Annotated in this window: 20 protein-coding genes, 1 tRNA gene and 1 other RNA gene; 10 read left to right on the top strand and 12 right to left on the bottom strand. The window is 71.0% G+C overall.

The window, feature by feature from the left end; all coding sequences use genetic code 11:
* Positions 1-5 precede the first annotated feature (5 nt).
* Positions 6-1,712, top strand: coding sequence for an AarF/ABC1/UbiB kinase family protein (locus tag HDC37_RS12265; RefSeq protein WP_179560684.1), 1,707 nt, complete (start codon positions 6-8; stop codon positions 1,710-1,712).
* A 3-nt stretch (positions 1,713-1,715) separates the two neighbouring features.
* Here HDC37_RS12265 and HDC37_RS12260 read toward each other — a convergent pair whose 3' ends face one another.
* From HDC37_RS12260 to HDC37_RS12250, 3 genes are read right to left on the bottom strand one after another with little or no spacing between them, the layout of a single operon-like run.
* Positions 1,716-2,285: a hypothetical protein gene (locus HDC37_RS12260; RefSeq protein WP_179560683.1), complete on the bottom strand. Its 570-nt coding sequence runs from the start codon at positions 2,283-2,285 to the stop codon at positions 1,716-1,718.
* Positions 2,282-2,635 carry a hypothetical protein gene (locus tag HDC37_RS12255; protein ID WP_179560682.1) on the bottom strand — a complete coding sequence of 118 codons (354 nt, stop codon included), beginning with the start codon at positions 2,633-2,635 and terminating at the stop codon, positions 2,282-2,284. Before HDC37_RS12255 ends, HDC37_RS12260 begins: the two co-directional genes overlap by 4 nt.
* On the bottom strand, positions 2,632-4,425 hold the full coding sequence (locus tag HDC37_RS12250) for a TIGR03767 family metallophosphoesterase (protein WP_179560681.1): 1,794 nt from the start codon (positions 4,423-4,425) through the stop codon (positions 2,632-2,634). The genes HDC37_RS12255 and HDC37_RS12250 overlap by 4 nt, the downstream gene beginning before the upstream one ends.
* Positions 4,426-4,647: 222 nt before the next feature.
* On the opposite strand from HDC37_RS12250, the gene HDC37_RS12245 reads away from it, so the two are divergent.
* Positions 4,648-5,460: a cation-transporting ATPase gene (locus tag HDC37_RS12245; RefSeq protein WP_179560680.1), complete on the top strand. Its 813-nt coding sequence runs from the start codon at positions 4,648-4,650 to the stop codon at positions 5,458-5,460.
* Positions 5,461-5,543: 83 nt separating this feature from the next.
* On the top strand, positions 5,544-5,852 hold the full coding sequence (locus tag HDC37_RS12240) for a hypothetical protein (RefSeq protein WP_179560679.1): 309 nt from the start codon (positions 5,544-5,546) through the stop codon (positions 5,850-5,852).
* 19 nt (positions 5,853-5,871) lie between these two features.
* On the opposite strand, the gene HDC37_RS12235 is transcribed toward HDC37_RS12240, so the two are convergent.
* Positions 5,872-6,876, bottom strand: coding sequence for a lytic transglycosylase domain-containing protein (locus HDC37_RS12235; RefSeq protein ID WP_179560678.1), 1,005 nt, complete (start codon positions 6,874-6,876; stop codon positions 5,872-5,874).
* 200 nt (positions 6,877-7,076) lie between these two features.
* Here HDC37_RS12235 and HDC37_RS12230 point away from each other — a divergent pair, with 200 nt between their 5' ends.
* Entirely contained in the window at positions 7,077-7,829 is a 753-nt protein-coding gene (locus HDC37_RS12230) for an NUDIX hydrolase (RefSeq protein WP_374939181.1), read from the top strand.
* On the opposite strand, the gene HDC37_RS12225 is transcribed toward HDC37_RS12230, so the two are convergent.
* The 5 genes from HDC37_RS12225 to HDC37_RS12200 form a co-directional block, all read right to left on the bottom strand.
* A complete protein-coding gene (locus HDC37_RS12225) occupies positions 7,801-8,301 on the bottom strand; it encodes a hypothetical protein (RefSeq protein ID WP_179560677.1) in 501 nt (166 codons plus the stop codon). The two genes, HDC37_RS12230 and HDC37_RS12225, sit on opposite strands and share 29 nt — an antisense overlap.
* 79 nt (positions 8,302-8,380) lie before the next feature.
* Entirely contained in the window at positions 8,381-11,335 is a 2,955-nt protein-coding gene (locus tag HDC37_RS12220) for a LuxR family transcriptional regulator (RefSeq protein ID WP_179560676.1), read from the bottom strand.
* 91 nt (positions 11,336-11,426) lie between these two features.
* Positions 11,427-11,627, bottom strand: coding sequence for a hypothetical protein (locus HDC37_RS12215; RefSeq protein ID WP_179560675.1), 201 nt, complete (start codon positions 11,625-11,627; stop codon positions 11,427-11,429).
* Positions 11,628-12,685: 1,058 nt separating this feature from the next.
* Positions 12,686-13,729 carry an LLM class flavin-dependent oxidoreductase gene (locus HDC37_RS12205; protein ID WP_179560912.1) on the bottom strand — a complete coding sequence of 348 codons (1,044 nt, stop codon included), beginning with the start codon at positions 13,727-13,729 and terminating at the stop codon, positions 12,686-12,688.
* A 26-nt stretch (positions 13,730-13,755) separates the two neighbouring features.
* Positions 13,756-14,391, bottom strand: a complete 636-nt coding sequence (locus HDC37_RS12200; protein ID WP_308472199.1) for an LON peptidase substrate-binding domain-containing protein — start codon at positions 14,389-14,391, stop codon at positions 13,756-13,758.
* 104 nt (positions 14,392-14,495) lie between these two features.
* Here HDC37_RS12200 and HDC37_RS12195 point away from each other — a divergent pair, with 104 nt between their 5' ends.
* The 3 genes from HDC37_RS12195 (at position 14,496) to HDC37_RS12185 (ending at position 16,940) form a co-directional block, all read left to right on the top strand.
* Positions 14,496-14,993, top strand: coding sequence for a DUF427 domain-containing protein (locus HDC37_RS12195; protein WP_179560674.1), 498 nt, complete (start codon positions 14,496-14,498; stop codon positions 14,991-14,993).
* A gap of 42 nt (positions 14,994-15,035) precedes the next feature.
* A tRNA-Ser gene (locus HDC37_RS12190) sits at positions 15,036-15,124 on the top strand.
* Positions 15,125-15,422: 298 nt separating this feature from the next.
* A complete protein-coding gene (locus HDC37_RS12185) occupies positions 15,423-16,940 on the top strand; it encodes a dicarboxylate/amino acid:cation symporter (protein ID WP_179560673.1) in 1,518 nt (505 codons plus the stop codon).
* 135 nt (positions 16,941-17,075) lie between these two features.
* Here the strand turns inward: HDC37_RS12185 and HDC37_RS12180 are convergent, their stop codons facing one another.
* From HDC37_RS12180 to HDC37_RS12170, 3 genes are read right to left on the bottom strand one after another with little or no spacing between them, the layout of a single operon-like run.
* A complete protein-coding gene (locus tag HDC37_RS12180) occupies positions 17,076-19,385 on the bottom strand; it encodes a transglutaminaseTgpA domain-containing protein (RefSeq protein ID WP_308472198.1) in 2,310 nt (769 codons plus the stop codon).
* Positions 19,372-20,622, bottom strand: a complete 1,251-nt coding sequence (locus HDC37_RS12175; RefSeq protein ID WP_179560672.1) for a DUF58 domain-containing protein — start codon at positions 20,620-20,622, stop codon at positions 19,372-19,374. Before HDC37_RS12175 ends, HDC37_RS12180 begins: the two co-directional genes overlap by 14 nt.
* Before the next feature lie 4 nt (positions 20,623-20,626).
* The gene (locus HDC37_RS12170; protein ID WP_179560671.1) at positions 20,627-21,658 is read right to left on the bottom strand and encodes a MoxR family ATPase; all 1,032 of its coding nucleotides are present in this window, start codon (positions 21,656-21,658) and stop codon (positions 20,627-20,629) included.
* Positions 21,659-21,770: 112 nt separating this feature from the next.
* Here HDC37_RS12170 and ffs point away from each other — a divergent pair.
* The 3 genes from ffs (at position 21,771) to HDC37_RS12155 (ending at position 25,308) form a co-directional block, all read left to right on the top strand.
* Positions 21,771-21,867, top strand: an RNA gene (ffs, locus tag HDC37_RS12165) — signal recognition particle sRNA small type.
* A 46-nt stretch (positions 21,868-21,913) separates the two neighbouring features.
* Entirely contained in the window at positions 21,914-24,070 is a 2,157-nt protein-coding gene (gene pta / locus HDC37_RS12160; RefSeq protein WP_179560670.1) for a phosphate acetyltransferase, read from the top strand.
* Entirely contained in the window at positions 24,067-25,308 is a 1,242-nt protein-coding gene (locus HDC37_RS12155; protein ID WP_179560669.1) for an acetate/propionate family kinase, read from the top strand. The genes pta and HDC37_RS12155 overlap by 4 nt, the downstream gene beginning before the upstream one ends.
* The last annotated feature ends 83 nt before the right edge of the window (positions 25,309-25,391 follow it).

Raw genomic sequence — 25,391 nt, 5'->3', positions numbered from 1 at the left:
AATCGATGACCGACGCCCGACGGATGCGTGCCCGCTACCGCCGCATCACCCGCTTCGCGCTGCGCGTCATGCTGCAGACGTGGTGGTGGGAGCTGTTCCTTCCGAGATTCGGACTGACCGCTTTCGTGGCGCGCGGGCGCGCGCGTCGGATGCGACGCATCGCGCGGCGCTTCCATGCACTCGCCGTGGACCTGGGCGGTCTGATGATCAAGGTGGGGCAGTTCCTCTCGTCTCGGCTCGACATCCTGCCGCCCGAGATCACGAAGGAACTGGAGGGTCTGCAGGACGAAGTGCCCCCCGTCGCCTTCGACCGCATCCGCGCGCTGGCCGAGAGCGAGCTGGGGGTGCCGCTGGCACAGGCTTTCTCGTTCGTCGACCCGCAGCCCGTCGCCGCGGCCTCGCTCGGGCAGGCGCACCGCGCGCGGTTGTCGGCGCCCGACGCCGAGCTCGCCGGATTCTCCGAGGTCGTCGTCAAGGTGCAGCGCCCCGGAATCGATCAGATCGTCGACGTCGACCTGCGGGCCCTGCGCAAAGTCGGTGTGTGGCTGAGCAGGGTGTCTCTGGTATCGCGGCGCGTGGACATGCCGGCGCTCGTGGAGGAGTTCGCCGAGACGTCGCTGCAGGAGATCGACTATCTGCAGGAGGGCGTGAACGGCGAGCGATTCGCGCGCGACTTCGCCGACGACCCTCGCGTGGCGACGCCCGCGGTGGTGTGGGAACGATCGACGCGGCGCGTGCTGACGCTGCAGGATGTCACGGCGATCAAGATCAACGACCGCGACGCACTCGTCGCCGCGGGGATCGACCCGACCGAGGTCGCGTTGGCTTTCGCCTCGGTGATGTTCCAGCAGCTCTTCGGAAACGGGTACTTCCACGCCGATCCGCATCCGGGGAACATCTTCGTGACTCCCTCGGCGGTTCAGGCCGGCGCGGCGGCGGAGGCGACGCCGGCGTGGACCCTCACCTTCATCGACTTCGGGATGATGGGTCAGGTCCCCGATTCGCTGCGCGCCGGGCTTCGGCGCCTCGTCATCGCCGTTGCGGCACGCGACGGCGTGGGTCTGGTCGACAGCATCCGCGAGGTGGGGGTTCTGCTTCCCTCGGCCGACACCGCCGAGCTCGAACGGGCCATGACGCAGCTGTTCGCGCGGTTCGGCGGCATGGGGTTCGCCGAGCTCGCCGAGGTCGATCCCCGCGAATTCCGCGACTTCGCGATCGAGTTCGGAGACCTCGTCCGGGCGCTTCCCTTCCAGCTGCCCGAGAACTTCCTCCTGGTCATCCGGGCCATGTCGCTGACCTCGGGGGTGTCGAGCGCCCTCGATCCCGCCTTCAACATCTGGGAGGCTGTCGAGCCCTACGCCGCCACCCTGCTGCGCGAGGAACGCGGCAATGTGGTGCAGGCCGTCACACGGCAGGCCGTCGACACCGCGGGGCTCATCGCGCGGCTCCCGCGCCGGATCGACAAGCTCGCCACCCGTATGGAGGAGGGTCGGCTCGCCGTCGACGCGCCGCGCGTCGATCGTCGCCTCGCGCGTCTGGAGCGCCTCGGCCGGCGCATCCTGTCGGCGGTGCTGTTCGGCGCCCTCCTCATCGGAGGCATCCTGCTCCGCCCCGACGACCCGGTGTTCGGAACGATCCTCCTCGTCGCCGCAGTACCGCCGCTGCTGCATGCGCTCCTGGCAGGCGTTCTCGGCTCGCGTGGGCCCGTCTGACCGTCACTTCTCGTGAAGGCGCGCCGCCGCGGTGAGAAGGACCGCCGCCGCCGTGCCGAATGCGACCCACATGACCGTTCCACCGAGGAATCCGGTGAGGAACAGACCCGCGGCGACCGCCGTGACAGCGAGAGCGACGAGGGCGATGATCGCGCCTGCAGCGAGGAGAACCGACCGCCAGGGGTGACGACGCATCGCGCGTCCCGCGCCGGGGATGGCGCGCCCCATCCCGTCACTCGCACCGGGGAGGACGAACAGCGCCGCGACCCCCGCGAGCACGGCACCGGGCGGAAAGATCACGAGCAGCACCCCGACGACGAGCACGATGATCCCCGACCACGCCGCAATGGGTATGAGGCGGACGGATGCCGCGCCCCTGCGCACAGCCAGGATCGCCCAGGTGAGGGACGTGAGCTGCCCCCACAGGAAGAGGAGCGAGGCGCCGGCGGCCAGCCCGAAGAACACGGGAGCCGCGCGCCCGAGGCCCGGAACGGCGGTGGCGGCCTGCAGAAGGGCACCGACGAAGATCGCCGCGGTGACGACGAGGAGAGGAAGGGCGCGGGTTCGCGTCATCCGCTCGATCCCCTCTCGAGCACGGCGCTGAGGGAGCCTTCGTAGACGACCTCGTCGCCCACGCGGACGACGATCTGGTCGGATGACTCCACCTCGGAGGTGGCGTCGATCGTGCGCTCGTCACCGGTGGACCCCTCGCACGTGACCGTGACCTCGTCTGCTCCCACCGTGCAGACCGGCGCGACGAGGATGTCGATCCCCTCCTCGATGAGGACGTCGTTCACGGCGTAACGGACCTCCGCCAGGCGGTCGCCGCCGACGGGTGCGATCGCAGCGATCTGAGAGCAGCCGGCGACGGCGAGGACGACCGCCGGGGCCAGCAGGATCGCCGAGGCCGAGCGACGGATCATGAGGCACTCCGCTGTTCGTGGGCGATGATGCGCGCCCGCTCCGTCATCCGCTGGGCCTGCAAAGAGGCGTCGGTGATGGTCTCCAGATCGAAGGGGGAGGGGAGGAGGAGTTCGGTGTTGCGATCCAGCGGAGATCCTCGGCGCATGATCGGGGTTTCGGCCCAGTCGTTGGCGGCCAGTTCGCGGGCCCGCGCGGCGAGATCACCGGTGCGGCCGGGCGCGCCGGGTGAGACAGGCGAGGCGTGGTCGAGCACCGTGGTGAACAGCGACAGCGTGCCGTCGCGGTTGTCGACGATCTCGACGACCTGCTGCTGCTGGGGGAAATCGATGCACGAGGCGGTCGTGATCTCCCAGAACCCGCGGTCGCCCGATCGGTGGGCGAGGATCTGATTCAGATGCGTGTGTCCGTTCAGCCACGCGATGGCGACGGGGAACTGCAGGATGAGGTCGACGACCTCGGGCCCGTGACGCAGGATCTCGGTCTCGCCGGGTCGCTGGGCGGTGTTCTCCATGGTCAGGCTGTTGTGGTGGCTGAGGATGAGGACGAGCTTCTGCTCGCGCTGGGCGCGCTCGAGCTCGGTGCGGAGCCACCGGAACTGCGCGTCGGGAAGGGCACCGTCAGGCCCCGCGACGGCATTGCAGGTGTCGAGGCCGAGTGCGCGGACATGCGGACTCAGTTCTGCCCGCCACCATGTCTCACCGGTCTCGAGGTTCCGTCGGGTAAACCCGTGGCCGATCGGCCCGGGGTCGGGCTGGGTCCGGAAGTGCTCCGCCATGAACTCGCGTGTCTCGTAGATGCGGCGCTCCGGGTTGGCTGGGACAGCGCGGAAACCCGACCGTCCCCACGCGAGATTGAGAGCGTCCCATCCCTGCTGCACCGCGCTGCCGCTTGCAGCCCAGCCGCGCAGGAACGACGATGCCGTCGCTTCCAGCGTGTAGGACTTCTGCCCGCCGACCGCGAGCGCATGCAGGGACGGGCTGAGCTCGAACGTCCCGAGCAGGAGTGTGTCGTGGTTGCCGTACACCGCGTACCAGGGCGCGGGAAGGCCGGTCGGACGGATCTCCTCGGCGATCGCTCGCTCGAGCATGTCGGGGAGCGTGGGGAATCCGTATTCGCCGAAAGACCCGCCGGTCGGATCCCGGGGGCGATATGCCCAGGTCGCCTCGGGCCACGCCTGCACGCCCTGGTAGGTCGGTCCCGCTGTGGCGGGGTCGATGGCCACCCCGTCCATCAGATCGATGTACCAGCGCAGCTCGAGGTGCGAGTGCATATCGGCGCTGTCGCCTGTGACGACCGCAGCGCCCATGGGAGCTCCGGTCAGCGGACTGAATCGCGCGTCGTGGAACGCGCCCACCATCGCCGCGACGGTGTGCGGGCTCAGCGGATCGTGTGGGTGGAAAGCCGAGCCCCACGCCGAATGATCCTGGACGATCATCGGCTCGATGCGGCCCGGGGACTGGGCATCGATGACGTGGAGGTCGGAGAGGTGCCCGACGTAGAGCAGAGACCGTCGTCGCGACGTCCGGGATGGGTCGGGATCGCGTCCGAGCACGTCGACGCGGGGAAGGTAGGGCTCGCCCGGCCCGGCGACGAGGCGACGGTAGCTGCCCTGCACCGCTGGTCCGTAGAGGATCGTCTGCAGGAGCGTGGAGGGGATGTCGGCGGTGCCGGTCGTCGCCGTCGCTGTCCGGGCGGCCAGAGCGCGGCCGAGATGGTCGGGGTCGAGGGACAGCGCGGCGGCGAGCGCGGCGGTGCGCGCGAGGAACTGTCGACGCGTGAGCGAGCGCATCGTGCCCTTTCGTTCAGGGCGGAACGGGTGACGCCATCATGCCAGGAACGTCGATGGTCCGCGCCTGTTTTTCGAGCGGATCCATAGGCCGCGTCGCTAACGTGGGCGAGGCAAGGGGAGTACTCCCGATTGCGGTGGACCCGTCAGTACGAACGCCCCGTGGTGTTCCGGCCCACCGGCCCGCGAGGGTGGAGGAGACCTTGACGTTCAGAAGGGATCGTCATGAGCAAGCTCTCCAAGCTGATCGGCATGGCCGCCAAGGCGCTGGACAACCAGGGCGGCTCCGCCCCGAGTTCGTCGTCCTCGGATTGGCGGGGGATAGTCCGCAGCGCCGCCGGTGCCCTGTCCGGCGACGGGCCTCCGTCGGCGGGTGCGGGGTCCGCCACACCCCCCGCGCCGTCCGCGCCGCGGGGTCGTCCTTCCACCACGCCCCCACCGGCGGGCGGTGCGCCTTCGGGCCGCCCCAACGAGACCGATCGGGCGGCGATCGCCCGCTACGACTACCTGATGCAGACCGCTGATCCGCACCAGGTCGAGCAGATCCATCGCGAGGCCTTCGCCCGGCTCACTCCGCAGCAGCGTCAGCAGATCGAATCGCGCATGCGAACCGAGTTCCCGCCCACGGAACGCCCGCGATCGGCGGCGCCGGAGGATCTCGCCCGCGCCGCGGGTCGGGCGGAGGCCCAGCGGCCCGGCCGGATGCGTGGGCTCCTCGGACGCGTCGGCGGCGGTGCGGCGATGGTCGGGGCCGGAGGTCTTGCCATCGGCGTGCTCGGCGCCGTGGCGGGAGCTGCGGTGGTCAGCTCGGTGGCGGCGCCGCTCCTCGAGCAGGCCGCGGGATTCGGGGTCGATTTCGACGCCCTCGCCGACGGCGTCGACCTTTCGGGCATTGCGGAGGGCGCCGATCTCTCGGGCTTCGCCGATGGTGCGGAGGGTCTCGTCGGCGGGGTCGGGGACGTCGTGTCAGGTCTCGGGAATCAGGTCTCGAGCATCGGCGACCAGTTCGGCGCGCTCGGCGACTTCTTCGGCCGGTGACGCGGCGACCTGGCCGCGCCGGGGCATCCGGATCATCGGACAGCGCGCCGGTTTCGGCCTTCACCGCGTGCGGGTCTGGGAGCATGGAAGTCGTGCACGTGGTCTCGCTCGTGGTGAATCTCCCCATCGCGAAACCCGACGCGCTCGCCGTCATCGCGCTGGTCTCCGACGGTGAGGTTCAGGACGCCGGTTCGGCCGACCCGCGGGTGTGGGTCAGTGCGAAATCGTGGGCGATGGTCGATCTGCCGCGCTTCGCCGAACCCCCGCCGTTCGCGGTCGACGTCTGCTCGCTCGAGCCCTCCGCCGCGCGCGAGGATGCTGCCCGCCTGGCATCGGCCCTGGAACGCGTCGGCTGGCGGATCGAACCTTTCGGTGATCCGCCAGCCGGGTGAGTTCTGCCGCGCGTGAGGGTCAGTACCAGCCGACCGACTGCGAGTGGTTCCACGCGCCGCACGGGGTGCCGTAGCGGCCGGAGATGTAGCCAAGACCCCACGAGATCTGCGTCGCGGCGTTGGTCTGCCAGTCGGCGCCGGCCGAGGCCATCTTGTTGCCGGGGAGGGCCTGGGGGATGCCGAAGGCACCGCTCGAGCGGTTGTAGGCCTGGTAGTTCCAGCCCGACTCCTTGTTCCACAGCGACACCAGGCACGAGAACTGGTCATCGCCCCAGCCGTAGTTGCCGAGCATCGCGCGCGCCGTGGCCTGCGCGCCGCCAGGGCTGTTGTCGCCACCGGTGCTGCCGCCGGTGGGGACGAAGCCGCCACCACCGCCGCCGCCGGTGCCGCTCGAGGTGGCACGGGTCTGAGCTGCAGCCTCCGCTGCCGCTGCCGCTGCCGCCGCGGCCTCCGCCTCGAGGCGGGCCTTCTCGGCGGCCTCTTCCTCGGCCTTTTTCGCCAGCGCTCCGTCGAGGCTGCCGCGCAGCTGGGTGACCCGCTGGTCGACCCCCGCCACCGCGTCGGCGACGTCGTCGGCGAGGTCGGGCAGGAAGGCCGCGGGGAGGATGTCAGCGGACTGCAGGCGGGCGAGTGCCGCTTCGAGCTCTGCGGTGTCGACCGTCGGATCGGCTTCGCCGATGTCGAGCGCGGCGGCCTGGATGTCGGCCTCGATCGTGTCGGCGGCCGCCAGAGCCTCACCGGCGGCGTCGGTCGCCTCTGCGTCGGCGGTCTCACTCACGGTCGCCTCCGTCGCGGAGCGCGCGGCGAGCGGCGACGTGGACACGGTGGTGTACGAGGCGAGCGTGACCGGCCCGAAGGCGGTGGTCGACGATGCTGCCGCCGTTGGTGCGGTCGCGGTGATGCCGACCGCGGCGAGGACCGAGAAGCTCAGGCCGGCGACGACGAGGGCGGGCCGGCGGCGTGAGCGGCGGTCAGCGGCGCGACGGGTGCGGCGGGCGGAAGTGGTCGTCGTGGTGGAGCGCATGAAGTACCGGTTTCGTGTCGGGGGATGCGTCTTCGGGTGACGCGGCACGCGCCCGGGCGGGGCACAAGTCCCCGAGTCTGGTGCCTGAGTCTGGACGCTTCCCGTGCGTTACCTGAACGAGATGTTCTTCCCACGACGGCGGAAAAGCCCTGATCGCCGGGCAGCGGAGCGAATATCGGGGCGCCGCGTACGCTGTCAGGGTGACCCCAGCTCCGGCGGCGGATGCCGCGCGACAGGCGCTCCGCGAACTCGTCCGCGCCGCGGCGGATGATCCCCGCGGGGGTCTCGGCGACCGGGTGGCGAACCTCCCCGACGTCACCGATGCCAGGGATGCCGCGGTGCTCATCCTCTTCGGCGTGCTCGACGCCGAGCCCAGTGCCGAGGGCACCGCGATGGGTGCGGTCTCCCGCGACCTCGACGTCCTCCTCCTTGCCCGGGCGCTGACGCTGCGCTCACATCCGGGACAGGTCGCCTTCCCCGGCGGACGCGTGGACGACGGTGACGACGGCCCCGTCGCCGCGGCGCTGCGGGAGGCGCAGGAGGAGACCGGACTCGATCCCGACGGGGTGGAGGTGCTCGGCACCCTCGGGCCGATTCCGCTGGAGTACTCCCGTCATCTCGTGACCCCGGTCATCGGCTGGTGGCGTCGCCCGTCCCCGGTGCGCGTGGTCGATGAGGCAGAGTCCGCGGACGTGTTCCGGGCACCGGTCGCCGACCTGCTCGATCCCGCCAATCGTGGCGTCACGGTGATCCGTCGAGACGGTCGCGAGTGGCGCGGACCCGGCTTCCTCGTGCGCGACGGCGCACGCGAGCACCTGGTCTGGGGCTTCACCGGGATGCTGCTGGACGGATTGTTCGACAGTGTCGGGTGGACCCGTCCCTGGGACGCGTCGCGGGAGCTCCCTCTCGTGCTGCCCGAGGAGGCTAGCCGCCCATCTCCGGCAGCGGGGTGATCACCGCCAGCGAGCCGGCCTCCTGGCAGGCCGCCGTCGCGGCGTTGATGGCGTCGATGTAGCCCTGATTGGCGCCGGACGGATCGGCGGCCGCCTGCACCTGCACGTCGTAGATGAACGGGGTGATGGCGGTGTCGTAGGTGGGCATGTAGACCCACGCGTCCTGAAGCGCGGCCAGGCGTGAGACGTACTCGACCTCGTCGAGCCGCCCGGTCTGGTATTCGAAGTTCGTGCGGATCGCCACGCCGCTCAGGGCGCTGATCTGACCGCACTCCCATGCCAGGACCGGGTCCGGGCCGGTCGGGGTGGGTGTCACGGGCGCGGTCGGGGTGGGGGTGGGTGTCTCCCCGTCCGCGACGATCCGCTCGACGATCCCGCATCCCGACAGCGCGGCGCTCACCGCGAGCGCGGCTCCGACGGCGCCCACCACCCGGATGACGCGTGCCGGCGTCCGTTCGTGAAGCGCTCCCATCGCGGCATCCCCCTTCGTCCCGCGGCCAGCCTACGACGCCCATCGGTAGAGCGAGAGGAACGGGTCGACGGGGTGACCTTCAGGGTGCCCCGGCGGCGCCCGCACCCGAGCTGAAGAGCGCGGCCGCCTCGGCACGGTTGGACGCGCCGACCTTCGCCAGGATGGCCGAGACGTGCACCGATGCGGTCTTCGGGCTGATGTAGAGCCGGGCACCGATCTGCGCGTTGGTCAGGCCCTGCGCGACAAGGGCAAGGACCTGCCGTTCGCGGGGGGTCAGGCCCAGGGTCACGGGAGCGAGGGGGGTGGCGCCGGCGGCCGGATGGATGCCCGCGCGTTCGACCAGATCGTGAGCCCAGAACGCCACGCGGGCAAGACCCGCCGGAGGTCCCTGCGAGATGATCCGATCGAGCTCGGCCTCGGCCGCTGTGCGCTCCCCGGCGTCGATGAGAGCGGCGGCGAGGCTCAGCCGGGCGACGAGCTGGTGGCGCACGGGCAGAACGCCCTCTCCCGCGGCGTCGACGATGCCGCGCCAGCGGCGGGCGCGCTCCACGGCGCTCTGACCGTCGGTGTCGGCAGACAGGGCGTCGATGAAGTCGAGGATCTTCGGAGTGAGACCCGTTCTCGGCCACTGCTGCGACGCCGCTGCGAGGCCGTCGCGAAGAAGGGAGAGATCCTCGGCGGCGCGCTCGCCGACGTCGGTCGCCGACAGGGCGCGGATCATCATCGCCGCCGTGATGGCCGTGAACCGCCGGGCGGCAGCCGCCTTGCCCTCTCCCACGACGGCCCGGAGTCGTGCGATCCGCTGCTCCCACGCCGCGGCGCTCTCGGCGCTCACGGCCACCCGCATCCCGGAGGAGGACATCAGCACGGCGTCGACCGTCTCGGGCTCCCACCAATCGTGCTTCTCGGGGTGGGCGTGCCGGGAGGCGTCCATGGTGGCGCGTTCCTCGAGCAGCAGAGCGTCGCGTTCGACGGGCTGATCGTTCCAGGCGTGATGGGTGGCCAGCACACGGATCACCGCCGCGCGGGACGGACGGTCCAGTAGCCGCCGTGCGCGCTGGGCGTACCGCTTCGCTTCCTCGGGCCTCCCCGCACAGAAGTGAGCGTGCGCGATCTGCACGGCCACCGATCCGCCCGATCCCCGTTCGATCCCGCCGCGCACCGCGTCGGCGAAGTGGGCTTCTCCCACCGCCGTCGCCTCGTCGTATCGTCCCAGGCGAGCGAGCAGGTCCACGTACGCAGCACCGACGTATGCCCGCACGGCGGGATTGACCTGCAGCCCGAGAGCCTGCTCGAGCGGGGCGAGAGCGGCGACCTCGTCACCCATGGTGTCGGACTGTCGCCAGGACTCGTTGACCAGGGCGATGGCCAGCGCCACGTCGTCGCCGGCTCCCTCCGCCAGGGTCACGGCCCTGCGCAGGTACGCCTCCGCTCGCCCGTCCGGGTAGCTCAGAGCGAGATTGGACAGAATGCGCGACTGCAGGACGCGGGACGCGTCGGTGTCGATCCCCTCGAGTAGGGCGATGGCGCCGAGGAGCTCCTCGTGATCGGGATTCCGATCGGTGTTGAACTCCTGCACGATCTTCTGGCGGATGAGCGCGGCGTGCACGAGCGGATCCTGCGGATCCGCCGCGAGACCCTCCTGGGCGGCCCGGAGCGCGCGCTCCGGATCGCCGAGGTCGTGCCACGCCTGAGCGGCATCGAGATGAAGCTCGGCCAGGGTCGTCCCCGATCGCGTTGCCGCATCCGGGACCTGGGACCACAGCTCCGTGAGCCTTTCCGCGAGCTTGACCGAGGTCGCCGGGGCGAAGGTGGCGCGAGAGTGCTGCAGTGCGCGAACGGTGGCGTCGAATGCGGGTGTCAGCTCACGGGCGATCAGCCAGTGTTCGGCGATCGCCGACAGCGCCTCGGGAGCCTCGGCGCGGTGGGTCGCGAGGTGTTCGGCGTACCGCCGGTGGATGCGCACGCGCTCGCTGGGGAGCATCTCGTCGTGGACCGCCTCCTGGGTCAGCGCGTGCCGGAAGGTGTATCCGTCGCCCTCGGCGAGGATGAGGTGGGACGCGATCGCCTCCCGGATGGCCTGGTCGACGACGCTGTCGTCTCGGCCCGCCACCGCGGCGAGGACGGCGTGCTCGGTGTGCATGCCGCCGGCGGACATGACCCGCGCGATCTCCTGCGCGGTGTCACTGAGCCGTGTATAGCGCGCGAGGACGAGCTCGCGGAGCGTATCGGGCAGCTCCGCGCCGCCGAGGTCGACGAGTTCCTCGACGAGGAACGGGATCCCGCCGCTGCGTTCGACCAGAGCGGTCAGTGCCGTGTCGTCCAGGTCCGCGGCGAGCGACGCCACCTGCTCGGCCACCTCGTCCGCCGTCAGGGGCCGCAACTCGATGCGGACGATCGCTCGCGTCCGATCCAGTTCGGCGAGGACGGGACGCAGAGGGTGGAATCGGTCGATGTCGTCCGATCTGTAGGTCGCCACGATCGTGAGGTGGCGGCCCCGCAGCGTACCGGCGAGTGTCTTCAGGAGGGTGAGCGTCGCCGCGTCCGCCCACTGGAGGTCCTCGATCACGATGACGAGGTGCCGCGACATCGAGAGGTCCTCGAGAACCGCTTCTATCGCCTCGGCGAAGTGGCTGGTCGGCACGGGCGGTGCCGACATCTCGGTCTCGATGCCCGGCACGAACGCCGCGAGGGTGGCCGCGGCCGCGGGTGATCCGGCCGCCTCGCGCAGCGGCTCGGTGCCGATCGCGGCGTGCAGATCACGCAGCACGCGGCGCACCGGTCCGAACGGCGCTCCGATGGGGCCGAGGTCGACGCATTGACCGACGGCGACCACCGTCGGCAGCTGCGGGTCTGTCGCCGCCAGAGCCTCGTTCAGGAGCTCCTGCACGAGGCGGGTCTTCCCGATGCCCGCCTCGCCGCGCACGACGACGGAACGCGGTGTGCCGTGGCGGGAGGCCTCGAGTGCCTCCCGGAGAATCTCCCATTCCGCGGCACGACCGACCATGCGAGGGCTCGAAGCGGGCGCGGGCATGGTCATATGGTGACACCGGCCTCCGACAGATTCGAGGGGCTGCGGGGCGCCCGCGACGCCGCCCGCGTTGCGCAGCCGAGGCGGAATGCCCTCATGTCGCGGGTCCTGCCAGTCCGAAGCAGTCGGCGGTGGCCGCGGGCCTCCGATTCGCTTCGCGGACGCCGCCCGCCGCGGCATCCGCCCTCCTCGCCTCGAGCCGCCGGGCCTGCGCGTGTCGCAGACGCAGGTCGGACGCCAGGTTTTCCGCGCGCTGCGCGGCCAGCCGGCTCGCGGCGTATGTCATCGCATCCATCGAACATTCTCCTGTCATCGACTCCGCGTCGACTCTCCTCCCTGAGGTGAGCACGGTGTATCGGGCGATCGCCCTATTCCTGCACGCGGTCCGATCCGGCCGGCTAAGACGCCGCCTCCTCGACAGCGGGCCGGGGCACCAGGGGATACTCGACGCGTGACGCACCGACTCACCCGAGACCAGGCCCGGCGCATCGTCGTGCGCGCGCAGCTGCTGGACGCCGATCGACCCGGGGACGTCGTGGAGGTGGCCGAGCAGCTCGGGTACATCAAGATCGACCCCACCTCGGCGATCGCGCCGTGCGAGCACACCGTCCTGTGGTGGTGGATCAGTTGGTCGTACGAGAGCGGACAGCTGAAGAAGGCGGTGGAGGTCGACCGGCTGCTGTTCGAGTTACGGGGCGCGTTCCACCCGATGCGCATGCTGCCCCTCTTCCGTCCCGCGATGCGTCGCCATCCGGAGCGGGAGAGCAGTCGACACTGGCTCGAGGTGAATGCCGCCTTTCGCGCGGACGCCCTCTCCCGTCTTCGCGCGGAGGGACCGCTGACCTCTCGCGACATCCCCGATACCGCTGCCGTGGCCCAGCGCCCGGACGGACGGTCGGGGTCGAAGCAAGTTCCGTTGATGCTCGACCTTCTGGCGCGGCGCGGCGAGGTGGCGGTGACCCGACGCGAAGGCCACACCCGGGCGTGGGATCTCGCCGACCGCGTGTACCCGGCCGACCCGCCCGAGGTCGACGACGGGACCGCCGCGCACGAGTTGCAGACCCGCGGGCTCAAGGCTGCGGGAATCGCGCGGGAGAGGTCGGGGTGGACGCGCGTGGGGAAGGCCGGTGTGGCGGCGCTTCTTCGCCCACCCAGTGCTGATGGGAGACCGTTTCGTCGGGATGGTGGACGCCGAGGTCGATCGCGACAGCGAGCTGCTGCGTGTCAACGCGGTCCACGTGTTCGCGGAATTCGACTCCGAGGAGACCGATATGGTGCACGCCGAGATCGTGGACCTCGCCGAGTGGCTCGGGGTGCGCGTCTCAGGGCTGGCGCAGGAGTCGACCCCGGGGGTCAGCTCGCCACGAGGCTCTGCGTGGACGGCACCCACCCGAGCTCGGGCGCCACGAACCTCGCGAACGACTCCACGAGTCGCAGGTTGAATGCGACGCCGAGCTGGCTCGGGATCGTCAGCATCAGCGTGTCGGCGCTCGTGACCGCGGCGTCCTCCCGCAGCTGCTCCACGAGCACATCCGGGGCGGCCGCGTAGGTCTTGCCGAAGGTCGAGCGGAAGCCGTCGATGTAGCCCACACCGTCGCCGTCCTGCCGGCCACCGAAGTGCATCTCGTCCTCGGCCGTGGTGATCGGGAAGATCGAGCGGCTGACCGACACCCGCGGTTCCCCGGGGTGGCCGGCTTCGCGCCACGCGGCGCGGAAGGCGTCGATCTGTTCGGCCTGAAAGACGTCGAACGGCAGACCCCGGTCTTCGGTCAGGAGCGTGGACGACATGAGGTTCACGCCCATGCGCCCCGCCCACTCGGCCGTCTCGCGGTTGCCCGCGCCCCACCAGATGCGGGAGCGGAGTCCGGGGGAGTAGGGCTCGATCCGCTGCAGCCCCGTGCCGCCGCCGAACGGGCTCGAGGAGTCGCGCTCGGCGATGCCGTGGCCCTCGATCGCGTGCAGGAAGGTCGCGAAGTGTTCGCGTGCGAGGTCCGCCCCTCGCGGATCCTGCGCGCCCGTGTACCCGAACGCCTCGTACCCGCGCACGACCGTCTCGGGTGACCCGCGGCTGACGCCGAGCGCCAGTCTTCCGCCGCTGATGAGGTCGACCGAGGCCGCCTCTTCGGCGAGGTAGAGGGGATTCTCGTACCGCATGTCGATGACCCCGGTACCCATCTCGATGTGACGGGTCCTCGCCGCGATCGCCGCGAGCAGCGGCATCGGAGAGGACTGCTGCCGGGCGAAGTGGTGCACGCGGAAGGAGATGCCGTTCACGCCGAGATCGTCCATGCCCTGGACGAGGTCGATGGCCTGGAGCATCGAGTCCCCGGCGGTGAGCTGGCGGCCTCCGCCGAGCGGGCCGTAGTGACCGAAGGAGAGGGTGCCGAAACTCTTCATGCCGAGCACAACCCGCGCGGGCCGATTCACATTCCCGAGAATGGATCGGATGCCGCGTCGCCGCCGCCGAGGACGGGTTCGATGTCGAGGGTCATATCGATGATCTGCCGCAGGAGTCCGCCCATGGTGGTGGACTGCAGCAGCGTGAACCGATCGAGCTCGCCGAGGGGTGCGATCGCGGCGAGCTGCCACGCCGACTCGATGGGATCTTCCGACAGCTCGATGTTCGGGTCGTACGAGGCCAGGCCCGCGGAGTCGGCCTTCCCGAGCACGCGCCGCACGATGCTCTCCGCTTCGGTCCGCAGCGGTGTGAGCGCGTCGTCCCAGCTCAGGGCGTCCACAGCGGTGACCTCGGCGACAGGATGGGGGTCGTCGTCCAGCCAGGTGTCCACCCGGACGCGCTGATCGCCCACGGCCAGGACGAAGATGTCGTCCTTGCCGACCTGGACCTGCGCGAGTCGCGCCATGGTGCCGAGCGAACTGCGCTGATCCCCGCCGCCCGCCTCGGGCCCGCGCTCGATGAGCACCACTCCGAACTGCGGGTCCTCCTCGTCGAGGAGGCGGCCGAGCATGGTGAGGTAGCGCGGCTCGAAGATCCGCAGCGCCAGCGGCGCGTGCGGGAAGAGCACACTGCCGAGGGGGAACATCGCCACCTGCGTCACCCCCTCAGTCAACCAGCGGATGAACCCGGAAGGGCGATTTCCCACCGGTTCGCCGCTCTCTCGCATCCGGAGCCGCCGGAGGCGGTCGGGCGTAGCCTGAGATCATGCGTCATCCATCGCCAGACCCCGTGGCCCCGGGACAGGAATCGGTGTGGGACTACCCGCGGCCGCCGCGGATCGAGAAGGTCGACGCCCGCGTCACGATCACCCTCGGTGGCGAGCTGATCATCGACACCGGCGACGTCGTCCGCGTTCTGGAGACGAGCCATCCGCCGGTGTACTATCTGCCGATCACGGCGTTCGTCGAGGGAGCGCTCACCGACGGCGTCGGGTCGTCCTTCTGCGAGTTCAAAGGCGCAGCGCGCTACCTCGACGTCCACGGCGGCGGGGAGCATCGTGCGGCTGCCGCGTGGAACTACCCGCGACCGAGCGCCGGGTACGAGCTGCTGGCCGATCGCGTCGCGGTGTATGCGCAGGTGATGGACCGCTGCACGGTCGACGGCGAGGCCGTCACCCCCCAGCCCGGACGCTTCTACGGCGGGTGGATCACCTCGCGCGTCGCCGGGCCGTTCAAAGGCGTTGCGGGGTCGATGGGCTGGTGACCGCGCCGAGGCGCTCCCGGGCTGCGTGATAAAGTCGGCGACGGAAGCGTGTCCGAGCGGCCTAAGGAGCATGGCTGGAATCCATGTAGGCGGGGTAACTCGCCTCGCAGGTTCAAATCCTGTCGCTTCCGCGTCGAGGCCCCTCATCCCCCCGGGATGAGGGGCCTTTCCCCTTGCCCCCGCCCCTCCTCCCCGCGAGAGCGCATCGGGGCGCCGAGAATGCGGTGATCACCCGCGCCCTCGGCGCGCAGATGCACTCTCGCGTTCGGACGGGGTCCCCGGCGGAGCGGAAAGTGGGGAGACGGCGGGAATGAACGCGGGGGATCGGGTCGTTGTCATCCGGGGTCACACGGCGACGGGCCCCCCAAGCTCGCCGTAGCCTCGACCAGGCCGTTCCCCGGGACGACCGACGCCCCCGACAGGAGAGACATGAGTTCCGCCACGAGCGCTTCCCGCGCGCCCTCCCGGCCCACCCCGCCGGAGAAGACCCGCACCCGCCGCATCCTGACCTCGTTCGGGTTCCAGATCACCGTCGCCCTCGTGCTCGGGGTCGGTCTCGGCCTGGTCGCCCGGCAGATCGGCCCCCTGGCCGACGGCACCCCCAACGCGCTCGCGGCGACCCTGAACACGATCGGCGATTCCTACGTCACCCTGCTGAAGACCGCGGTCATCCCGCTCATCTTCTTCGCGATCGTCGCGAGCATCGCGCAGCTGCGGCGCGTGACGAACGCCGCCCGCCTGGCCGGGCAGACCCTGCTGTGGTTCGCCATCACCGCTCTCATCGCGGTGTCGATCGGCATCGTCCTCGGCGTCACCATCCAGCCGGGCGCCCGCGTCGATCAGACGGCGCTCACCGCCGCCGAGCCCTCGACCGTCGGCACCTGGTGGAACTTCCTTGTCGGCCTCGTTCCGCAGAACTTCCTCGGCCTCACCGTGTCGACATCGGTGGATGCCGAGACGGGCGCCGCCGTGTCATCCGTCGGGTTCAATGTGCTCCAGGTCATCGTCGTCGCGGCGGCGGTCGGGATCGCCGCCCTCAAGCTCGGTCGCCGCGCCGAGCCGTTCCTGGCCTTCACCGAGTCGACGCTGAAGGTGATCCAGCGTGTGCTGTGGTGGATCATCCGCATCGCTCCGCTCGGCACCCTCGGCCTCATCGCCTCGGCGGTCGTCGAGTACGGCTGGGAGAAGCTGACCACCCTGGCGTGGTTCGCGCTCGCCGTCTACGCAGGGCTCGCGCTCGTGCTCTTCGTCGTCTACCCGACGCTCCTGCGCACCCACGGCCTGTCGATCCGGCAGTACTTCTCCGGCGTCTGGCCTGCCGTCCAGCTGGCCTTCGTCAGCCGGTCGTCGATCGGCACGCTGCCGCTGACGCAGCGGGTCACCGAGCGCAACCTCGGGGTTCCCCGCGAGTACGCCTCGTTCGCCGTGCCGTTCGGGGCGACGACGAAGATGGACGGCTGCGCGGCGATCTACCCGGCGATCGCGGCGATCTTCGTGGCCCAGTTCTTCGGCATCGACCTGTCGATCTGGCAGTACGTGCTCATCGCGCTGGTCTCGGTCGTCGGCTCGGCCGCCACCGCGGGAACGACCGGAGCGACGGTGATGCTCACCCTGACGCTGTCGACGCTCGGCCTGCCGCTGGAAGGTGTCGGGCTGCTCCTGGCGATCGACCCGATCCTCGACATGGGGCGCACCGCAGTGAACGTCGCCGGTCAGGCACTCGTGCCGACGATCGTCGCCGCGCGCGAGGGCATCCTCGACGCCGGGCTGTACGACGCGCCCCGTGGCGATGTCCCGTTCGACGACGACTCGGCCGACGACGGTGCCTCTGACGCCGCCGGCGCGGAAGACCCCCGGGCGGATGCTGCGGAGCGACCCACCGCGGACGCGTTCGAGGGCCCGTCGGCGGACGCGGCCGAGCAGCAGCTGGAGCGTTCCCCCCGCTGAGCACCGCCCGCCCTCCGCCGCCCACCGACGAGAGTGCATCGGAGCGCCGAGGATGCGGATGTACCCCTCACCCTGGGCGCCCAGATGCACCCTCGCGGGAAGGGCGGGGCGGCGGGCGGGGAGGGAGCCGGCGGGTCAGCCGGCCGGGCGGGAGGCGCCGCGGCCGGCGCCGGCGTAGAGCGACCCGGGGCGGATGATGAGCGAGCGCGGCACGACCAGCGCGAGAAGGCGTCTCGCGGGCTGTGCTGCAGCAAGCAGATCCGCCCGCACCTCCTGCGCGGCCGCCGCGGTCGCCTCGCCCTGACCGAATCCGTGGCGTCCGCCGGGCGCGTAGCTGGCACGCTCGATCGCCCGGATGAGGACACCCATCGCCTCCGCGGGGGCCCCGGCTTCGGCGATGAGCCGCGCGCCCAGCGCCCGCGGACTCTCGCTGATCGGCGACGGGATACCGAGGTCGATCGCGGTGTCCTGCACGACCGCCCACGCCGCGGCGGCATCACCGGCCCGGGCGGCCGACAGCTGCTGCCGGCGTCGCACATCCCGGACGAGGAGCGGGATCGCGAGCACCACCAGCACGGCGAGGATCACGGTCACCGCCGGAAGAGCGTCGACGCCCTCGTCGGGAGCCGCAGTGCCGGCATCCGGGGTCAGCGGCTCGCCGGTGTCGGGGTCGACAGCGTCGGGCACGTCGGCGGGGGCGGATGCTTCGGGGGCGGCGTCGGCGCCGTCGGCGGTCTCACCGGGGGCCGAGGCCTCCGGGGAGAAGCGGGTCGGCTGACCGAGGCCGTTGGTCGGTTCGAAGGGGATCCACCCGACGCCCTCGAAGTAGACCTCCGGCCACGAGTGCAGCTGACCCGACATCACCGAGTACACCGTCTGGAAGTCCACGGCATCGCCGGTGGAGGTGCCCGGGAGGTAGCCCACGACGATGCGGCTCGGCATGTCGAGGGTCCGTGCCATGAGGGCGAACGCCGAGGCGTAGTGCACGCAGTAGCCCTCGCGCACCTCGAGGAACCGGGCGACCGCTTCGGCGCCGCTGCCGTCGAAGCCCTCCTCGACGGGCGCCTCGAGCGAGTAGCGGAAGTCCGTTCCGCGGAACCAGCTCTGCAGGGCCAGGAGGGCGTCGTAATCGGACGCCGCCCCGGCGGTCACCTCGGCGGCGAGCTCGCCGACGATGGCAGGCAGGTCGGCGGGCAGCCCGAGGGTGTCGGCGCGGACGCCCTCGCCGCCGGCCGAGCGCGCGCGGATCTGCTCGAGCGTCGGACGAGGGACGCGAGAGATCACTTCGTAGTCCTGCCCCTGTGTCCCGCCCTGCCGGGCCTCGACGGTGCGGTTGTAGGGGAATGCCCCCCACACCCCGTCGAGTCCGTCGATGGCCGTCGCGGGGTAGGACACGGGGAGCCACGAGGAGTTGAGGTTGCGGATCTCCACGGTCGTCGAGTACTCCGCGACCTGGATCTCGGGATCGACGGGGAGGGCGGCCAGCGCCTCGGCGCTGTCGAGCGGATAGGAGCGCCCGCTGTCGGGCTCCCACACGGCGCCGGTGAACTCGGTGAGGGTCGTCGCCCGGAGGTACGGGGGCGTGGGCGCGTCACTGCGCATCTGCAGCACCTCGACCTCGCGCGGTCGACGCAGGTCGTCGCCGAGTTGCAGAGTGGCGTCGATGCCGGGACCGGGGCCGAGATCCCCCGACCCCGGCCGGATCGTCGGCTGGGGGAGGAGGGGGGTGGCCACGAGCGCCACGACCACGGCGATGGCCCCGATGCCGATCGCGGTCGCCGACACCCCGGTCCCCGTCGATCCGGTCGCCGAGACACCGGTCGCGCGGGTCGCTTCCGCGCTCCCCGCCTCCTCGCGCGTACGGGTATCGATGCGCATGAGGAAGAGCATCGCGGCGGCCAGCAGCACGAAGGCGACCACGTCGATCTCGGCCGGCACGGCGATCGCGGGGATGAGGGAGATCGCGATCAGTCCGACCCCCGCCAGCAGCGGCATGCGTGCCGTCAGGACCACATGGTCGATGACCACGGCCAGGAGCCCCGTCGCCCCGACGATGAGCATCGCCAGCGGGGCGCTCGGTGCGAGGGGCGCGACCCCGAGGGCGATCTCCTCCCCGGCGGCGGCGAGGATGTCGGGGAGTTCCCGGAAGGTCTCCACCGTCGGTATGACCAACAGGAAGGCGCTGTCGCGGAGGAACACCACGGTGACGAACGCCACCCACACGACGATCTCGATCAGTGACACCGCCAGCGCGGGCAACCGGAAGCGTCGCGCGATGTAACCGGTGGCGAGCACCATGGCCACGATCACCAGGGTCCCGAGCAGCCATCCCGTGGGGCGCACCACCCGCATGAGGGGGAGGAGGGCCGCGATCAGAGCGGCGAGGACCCCGGCTGTCAGGAGGAGGTCCGCACTCCGGCGCGATGACGGCTCAACGGAGGGCACGGCTCACCCCCCGCTCGCCGGCTGCGGCCCACTCCTGCACCAGATCGCCGTCGGGATCGAGGTGGACCGCATGCCAGCCGATGTCGCCCGCGCGGTCCAGCGCACCGCTGCGCGGTGAGGCGGCCAGCAGCACCGCGAAGGTCGAGTGGTGGACGATCGGCGCGAGCGCGTCGACGTCGGCGGGGTCGAGCCGCCCGGTCAGGACGATCACGGGCCCCGTCATGACCCCCGCGAACTGGCGCGCGAGACGGGGAAGGTGGTCGTCGCGTCGCGCGGTGACGGTCGCGAACTGGGAGACCAGGTCTTCGACCGCGGCGGTGTCGCCGCCGTCGATGCGCTCGGTGAGGGCGGTGCCATCGCTGTCGAGCACGCTCACGCCATACCCGTCGCGCACCAGGCGCGACACCACCGAGACGCACGCCGACACCGCTGTCTCGAAGGCGTCGTCGGCACCCGGCTCGTGGAGGGCTTCGGTCGACCATCGCAAGACTCCCCGGTCGAGGATCACGGTCGCCTCCGGGGTGGCTTCCTGCTCCTCCTGACGCACCATGAGCTCGTCGCGATGGGCCGTCGCCCGCCAGTGGATGCGGCGCATCGAGTCGCCGGGCGCGTACGGGCGGGCGATGAGGTTGTCGGCGCCCTGCCCGGGCTGGTTGTTCTGCGTCTGCAGCGTGCCCCCGGCTTCCCCGGCCAGCCCCGTGAGGGGCGGCAGGTCGATCACGGCGGGCGCGACGGTGACACGGGTGCGCTGGCCGTACAGGGTGCTGCGGCGTGCGAGGGCGAAGGGGTCGGCGGAGTGGACCCGCAGGGGACCCAGATGATGGATGCCGCGGCGCACCCCGGTCACGGTATAGGCGAGGTTCACCGTCCGATCCGAGCCTTTCAAACCCGAACCGAGGGCGGGGAAGACACCCGCCGCCGTGCCCTCCAGCCCCGCCGGCAGCGTGTCGGTCCAGGTTCCGGGCGGGGTGGGCAGCGCGGTGCGAACGCCGACGCGCACACGCACGAGCGACGCGCGGCCGACCCCGACGGTGTCGGGGGCCAGGGAGCGGGTGACCGAATCGGCGTGGCGGGTGAGGTAGAGAGAGGCCACGGCGGCGACGAGGACGGCGACCAGCAGCATCCCGAAGTACATCAGCTCGGGGATCCCGACCTCGTTCGCGACGATGAAGCAGACCAGCGCAAGAAGCGCCGCACCGGTTCCGCGCAGCGTCAGGGGCCAGAGTCGTCGGAGCATCGGATCACTGCCGTGCGGCGATCGGCACCCGCACGCTTGCGGCGATCTGTTCGAGCACCGATGAGATGACGTCGGTCATCGACTTCGCCCGGGCACCGCCGGCGGACCGGGTCGGGATGAGCCGGTGCGCGAAAACGGGGATGAGGAGAGCGGTGATGTCGTCGGGGATGACGAATGCGCGGCCGTCGAGGGAGGCCCACACCTTGGCGGCCCGCACCAGCTGCAGCGTGGCGCGGGGGCTCGCCCCCAGACGCAGGTCGGCGTGGGTGCGGGTGGCCGCGGCGAGCGCGACGGCGTAGTCCTCGATGGCCGGCGCGACGTGCACGGCGCGTGCCCAGGCGATGAGGCCGGCGATCTGGGGTGCGGAGGCGACGGGCCGGATCGCCTCGAGCGGGTTGACCGTCTCGCGCTGACGCAGCATGAGCGCCTCGGAGCGGGCATCGGGGTAGCCCATCGAGATGCGCATCATGAAGCGGTCGCGCTGGGCTTCGGGCAGGGCGTAAGTGCCTTCCATCTCGAGCGGGTTCTGCGTCGCCACGACGAGGAACGGGTCGGGGAGGAGGTGGGTCGAGCCGTCGACGGTTACCTGTCCCTCCTCCATGGCCTCCAGCAGCGCGGACTGGGTCTTCGGGGAGGAGCGGTTGATCTCGTCGGCGATGACGATGTTGGCGAACACCGCGCCGTGCTTGAACTCGAACTCGCGCGCAACGGGATTGAACACGCTCACCCCGGTGACGTCGCCCGGAAGCAGGTCGGGGGTGAACTGGATGCGACGCACCGTGGCATCCACACTCGCGGCGAGAGCTCTGGCGAGCATGGTCTTCCCGACGCCCGGAACGTCTTCGATGAGAAGGTGGCCTTCAGCGAGGAGGCACACCAGCGCACTGCGCACCGCGTCGGGCTTGCCGTCGATGACCCGCTCCACCGAGGCCACGATGGACTCGGTCAGCCGGGCGAACTCCTCGGCCGACGCCGGTCGGTCGGGCAGGGCGGGGCGGGCGGGCGCGACCTGCTCGGTCGTGACGGGATGATCCATGTGGCCCTCTCGGACGGCGCGCGGTCGAGCGTCGGCGCTCGTTATGCGATCGTAACCGCCGTCGGGAGGAGAGGGCCTGGGAATCCTCCGACCTGTCGCGGGGTAGACTGGGGCCAGCTCTCCGCGAGGCGGCATCCAGGCCAACTCCCCCAGGACGGAAACGTAGCAAGGGTAACCAGGCTCTGCCGGGTTCGCGGAGAGTCTTACTTTTCCCCGGAACGCGCTCGGCGGGGGCCCCGCCCATAGGCTGGTGGGGTGGCGCAGAGCATCTACATCACCTCGGCCGAAGGTCACTCGGGCAAGTCGACGATCGCGCTCGGCGTCCTCGACGCCCTGAGCCACGCGGCCTCCCGCGTCGGGGTCTTCCGCACGATCGCCCGCTCCACGATCGAGCCCGACTACGTCCTCGAGATGCTCCTCGACCACGACGGCGTCGACCTGCCCTACGAGGACTGCATCGGCGTCACCTACGACGACGTGCGCCGCGACCCCGAGCAGGCGCTGGCCACCATCGTGGAGCGCTACCACGCCGTCGCCGCGGCCTGCGACGCCGTGGTGGTGCTCGGCAGCGACTACACCGATGTCGGCAGCCCCGCCGAGCTGACCTACAACGCCCGCATCGCGGTCAATCTCGGCGCTCCGGTGCTCCTGGTGCTCGGCGGTCGCGCCCAGCACGGCCAGGGTGAGCAGCTGGGCACCACCATCGCGCGGACACCCGCCGAGATGGGGCAGATCACCTCCCTCGCGCTCTCCGAACTGGCCCACGAGCGTGCCGAGCTGTTCGCCGTGGTCGCCAACCGGGCCGACCCCGATCGCCTCGACGAGGTCGTCGCCGCCATCTCCGCCGTCGTCTCCGCAGCGCGGAAGACCGGTGGTCCCGCCGCGGGCGGCACGCGACAGGTGCCCGTCTGGGCGCTTCCTGAAGACCGCCTGCTGGTCGCTCCGTCCGTCCGCGATGTCGCCCGCGCCGTCGACGGTCGCCTCGTCAAGGGCGATGCCGACCTGTTCACCCGCGAGGTGCTCGGGGTGGTCATCGCCGGCATGTCGATGGTGAACGTGCTGCCGCGCCTCACCGAATCGGCGATCGTGGTGATCCCGGCCGATCGCACGGAGGTGCTGCTCGCCACGCTGCTGGCGAATTCGTCGGGCACCTTCCCGAGCATCGCGGCGGTCATCCTCAACGGTCCCTTCCCTCTTCCCGAGCCGGTCGACACGCTCATCGACGGCCTCGACTCGTCGCTGCCGATCATCGCCACCGACCTCGGCACCTACGACACCGCGGTCAGGATCATGGGGACGCGCGGGCGGCTGGCCGCCGACTCGCAGCGCCGGTACGACACCGCCCTGTCGATGTTCGAAAGGCATGTGGACACCGAGACCCTGGTCACCGCGCTGGGGCTCGCCCGGCCCACCGTCGTCACTCCGCTGATGTTCGAGTACCGCCTGCTCGAGCGCGCTCGTGCCGAGCGTCGACGGATCGTCCTGCCCGAGGGTGACGACGACCGCATCCTCCGCGCCGCGGCGACCGTGCTGGCCCGCGGCGTCGCCGACCTGACGATCCTCGGCGAGGAGATCGAAGTGCGAAACCGCGCGATCGAGCTCGGAATCGACATCCACGGCGCGGAGGTCATCTCGCCCTTCGACGCTGTGCACGTCGACCGCTTCGCGCGCGAGTACGAGCGGTTGCGCGCCCACAAGGGGGTCACCTACGCCCAGGCGGCCGACACCGTGACGGATGTGTCGTACTTCGGGACGCTCATGGTGCACCTGGGCCTTGCCGACGGCATGGTCTCGGGGGCGGCGCACACGACAGCCCACACCATCCGCCCTGCGTTCGAGATCATCAAGACCAAGCCCGGTGTCTCGGTCGTCTCCAGCGTCTTCCTGATGGCACTGGCCGACCGCGTGCTGGTGTACGGCGACTGCGCCGTCATCCCCGACCCGACCTCGGAGCAGCTGGCCGACATCGCCATCTCGTCAGCGGCGACCGCCGAGCAGTTCGGCATCGAGCCTCGCGTGGCGATGCTGTCGTACTCGACGGGGGAGTCGGGCTCCGGCGCGGACGTCGAGAAGGTCCGGGCGGCCACGGCGCTCGTGCGCGAGCGCGCACCCGAGCTGCCCGTCGAGGGGCCGATCCAGTACGACGCCGCCGCCGACGCCGCGGTCGCCGCCGCCAAGGCCCCCGGCTCGGCTGTCGCAGGGCGGGCGACGGTGTTCGTCTTCCCCGACTTGAACACCGGCAACAACACCTACAAGGCGGTGCAGCGCTCGGCCGGCGCGGTCGCGATCGGCCCCGTGCTGCAGGGGCTGAACAAGCCCATCAACGACCTCTCGCGGGGTGCCCTCGTCGACGACATCGTCAACACCATCGCGATCACCGCGATCCAGGCGCAGGGAGAGGGCGGGAAGTGACCCCGGTCCTCGTGGTCAACAGCGGATCCTCGTCGTTCAAGTACCAGCTCATCGACATGACGGGGGAGACCCTGCTGGCCTCGGGCCTGGTGGAACGCATCGGGCAGGCAGGACAGGGTCGCGCGATCCACACCGTGCATCAGTCATCGACGACGGGCCCCGCGACGACGATGGTCGACGCGACCTACGAGCGCGAGCTCCCCATCCCCGACCACACGGCCGGCTTCGCGGTCATGCTGGAGGCCTTCGCCGACAACGGTCCGTCGCTGACGGACACCGCCCCGGTCGCGGTCGGGCACCGGGTCGTCCACGGCGGCGCACGGTTCTTCGAGCCCACCCTGGTGACCCCGCTGGTGGAGATCAACATCGACGAGCTGTCGGTCCTCGCACCGCTGCACAACCCGGCGAACCTCGCCGGCATCGTCGCGGCAGAGAAGGCCTTCCCCCTCGTCCCCCACGTCGCGGTCTTCGATACCGCGTTCCACCAGACGCTGCCGCCCGCGGCCTACACCTACGCGATCGACGCCGAGCTCGCCGCCGCCCATCGCATCCGGCGCTACGGCTTCCACGGCACCAGCCACAAGTTCGTCAGCGAGGCGGCCGCCGCTTTCCTCGGCCGACCGATCGCCGAGCTCCGGCAGATCGTCTTCCACCTCGGGAACGGGGCGTCGGTCGCGGCGATCGAAGACGGTCGATCCGTCGAGACGTCGATGGGCCTCACGCCTCTGGAGGGGCTGGTGATGGGCACCCGCTCGGGCGACCTTGATCCGGCGGTGCTGTTCCAGCTCTCCCGGCGTGCCGGGCTCTCCATCGACGACCTCGACGCGCTGCTGAACAAGCGGAGCGGACTGCAGGGTCTTGCCGGGGTGTCGGACATGCGGGACATCCAGGCGGGCATCGACCGCGGCGACGCCGCGGCGACCCTCGCGTTCGAGGTCTATGTGCACCGGCTGCGGGCCTACGCGGGGGCGTACCTCGCGCAGCTCGGCGGGGTCGACGTCATCTCCTTCACCGCGGGCGTCGGCGAGAACGTCCCCCGTGTGCGCGCCGCGGCGCTGGCGACCCTCGGGTTCGCCGGCGTCCGGGTCGATCCTGCGCGAAACGAGGCGCGTGAGCGGGGCATCCGGGTCATCTCCACCGACGATTCGCCGGTCACCGTCCTCGTCGTGCCCACGAACGAAGAACTCGAGATCGCTCGGCAGACCCTGAGCGTGGCAGGACGCACCGAGACCCCGTGAGACGTGCGGAGCCCCCGCGTTCACCGGGCTCGATCGCAGGCCACTACGCTTTATCCGTCCCTCTCGCTGCTCCGTTCCGCACC

The sequence above is a fragment of the Microbacterium sp. AK009 genome (assembly GCF_013410955.1).
In the GTDB taxonomy this organism is placed as follows: Bacteria; Actinomycetota; Actinomycetes; order Actinomycetales; family Microbacteriaceae; genus Microbacterium.
This window is presented reverse-complemented; position numbering and strand designations above follow the sequence as displayed.

Bases quoted from the DNA above. Each gene is read 5' to 3' on its own strand.
- HDC37_RS12265 (WP_179560684.1), top strand. From the start codon at position 6: ATGACCGACGCCCGACGGATGCGTGCCCGCTACCGCCGCATCACCCGC.
- HDC37_RS12260 (WP_179560683.1), bottom strand. From the start codon at position 2,285: ATGACGCGAACCCGCGCCCTTCCTCTCCTCGTCGTCACCGCGGCGATC.
- HDC37_RS12255 (WP_179560682.1), bottom strand. From the start codon at position 2,635: ATGATCCGTCGCTCGGCCTCGGCGATCCTGCTGGCCCCGGCGGTCGTC.
- HDC37_RS12250 (WP_179560681.1), bottom strand. From the start codon at position 4,425: ATGCGCTCGCTCACGCGTCGACAGTTCCTCGCGCGCACCGCCGCGCTC.
- HDC37_RS12245 (WP_179560680.1), top strand. From the start codon at position 4,648: ATGAGCAAGCTCTCCAAGCTGATCGGCATGGCCGCCAAGGCGCTGGAC.
- HDC37_RS12240 (WP_179560679.1), top strand. From the start codon at position 5,544: ATGGAAGTCGTGCACGTGGTCTCGCTCGTGGTGAATCTCCCCATCGCG.
- HDC37_RS12235 (WP_179560678.1), bottom strand. From the start codon at position 6,876: ATGCGCTCCACCACGACGACCACTTCCGCCCGCCGCACCCGTCGCGCC.
- HDC37_RS12225 (WP_179560677.1), bottom strand. From the start codon at position 8,301: ATGGGAGCGCTTCACGAACGGACGCCGGCACGCGTCATCCGGGTGGTG.
- HDC37_RS12220 (WP_179560676.1), bottom strand. From the start codon at position 11,335: ATGCCCGCGCCCGCTTCGAGCCCTCGCATGGTCGGTCGTGCCGCGGAA.
- HDC37_RS12215 (WP_179560675.1), bottom strand. From the start codon at position 11,627: ATGGATGCGATGACATACGCCGCGAGCCGGCTGGCCGCGCAGCGCGCG.
- HDC37_RS12205 (WP_179560912.1), bottom strand. From the start codon at position 13,729: ATGAAGAGTTTCGGCACCCTCTCCTTCGGTCACTACGGCCCGCTCGGC.
- HDC37_RS12195 (WP_179560674.1), top strand. From the start codon at position 14,496: ATGCGTCATCCATCGCCAGACCCCGTGGCCCCGGGACAGGAATCGGTG.
- HDC37_RS12185 (WP_179560673.1), top strand. From the start codon at position 15,423: ATGAGTTCCGCCACGAGCGCTTCCCGCGCGCCCTCCCGGCCCACCCCG.
- HDC37_RS12175 (WP_179560672.1), bottom strand. From the start codon at position 20,622: ATGCTCCGACGACTCTGGCCCCTGACGCTGCGCGGAACCGGTGCGGCG.
- HDC37_RS12170 (WP_179560671.1), bottom strand. From the start codon at position 21,658: ATGGATCATCCCGTCACGACCGAGCAGGTCGCGCCCGCCCGCCCCGCC.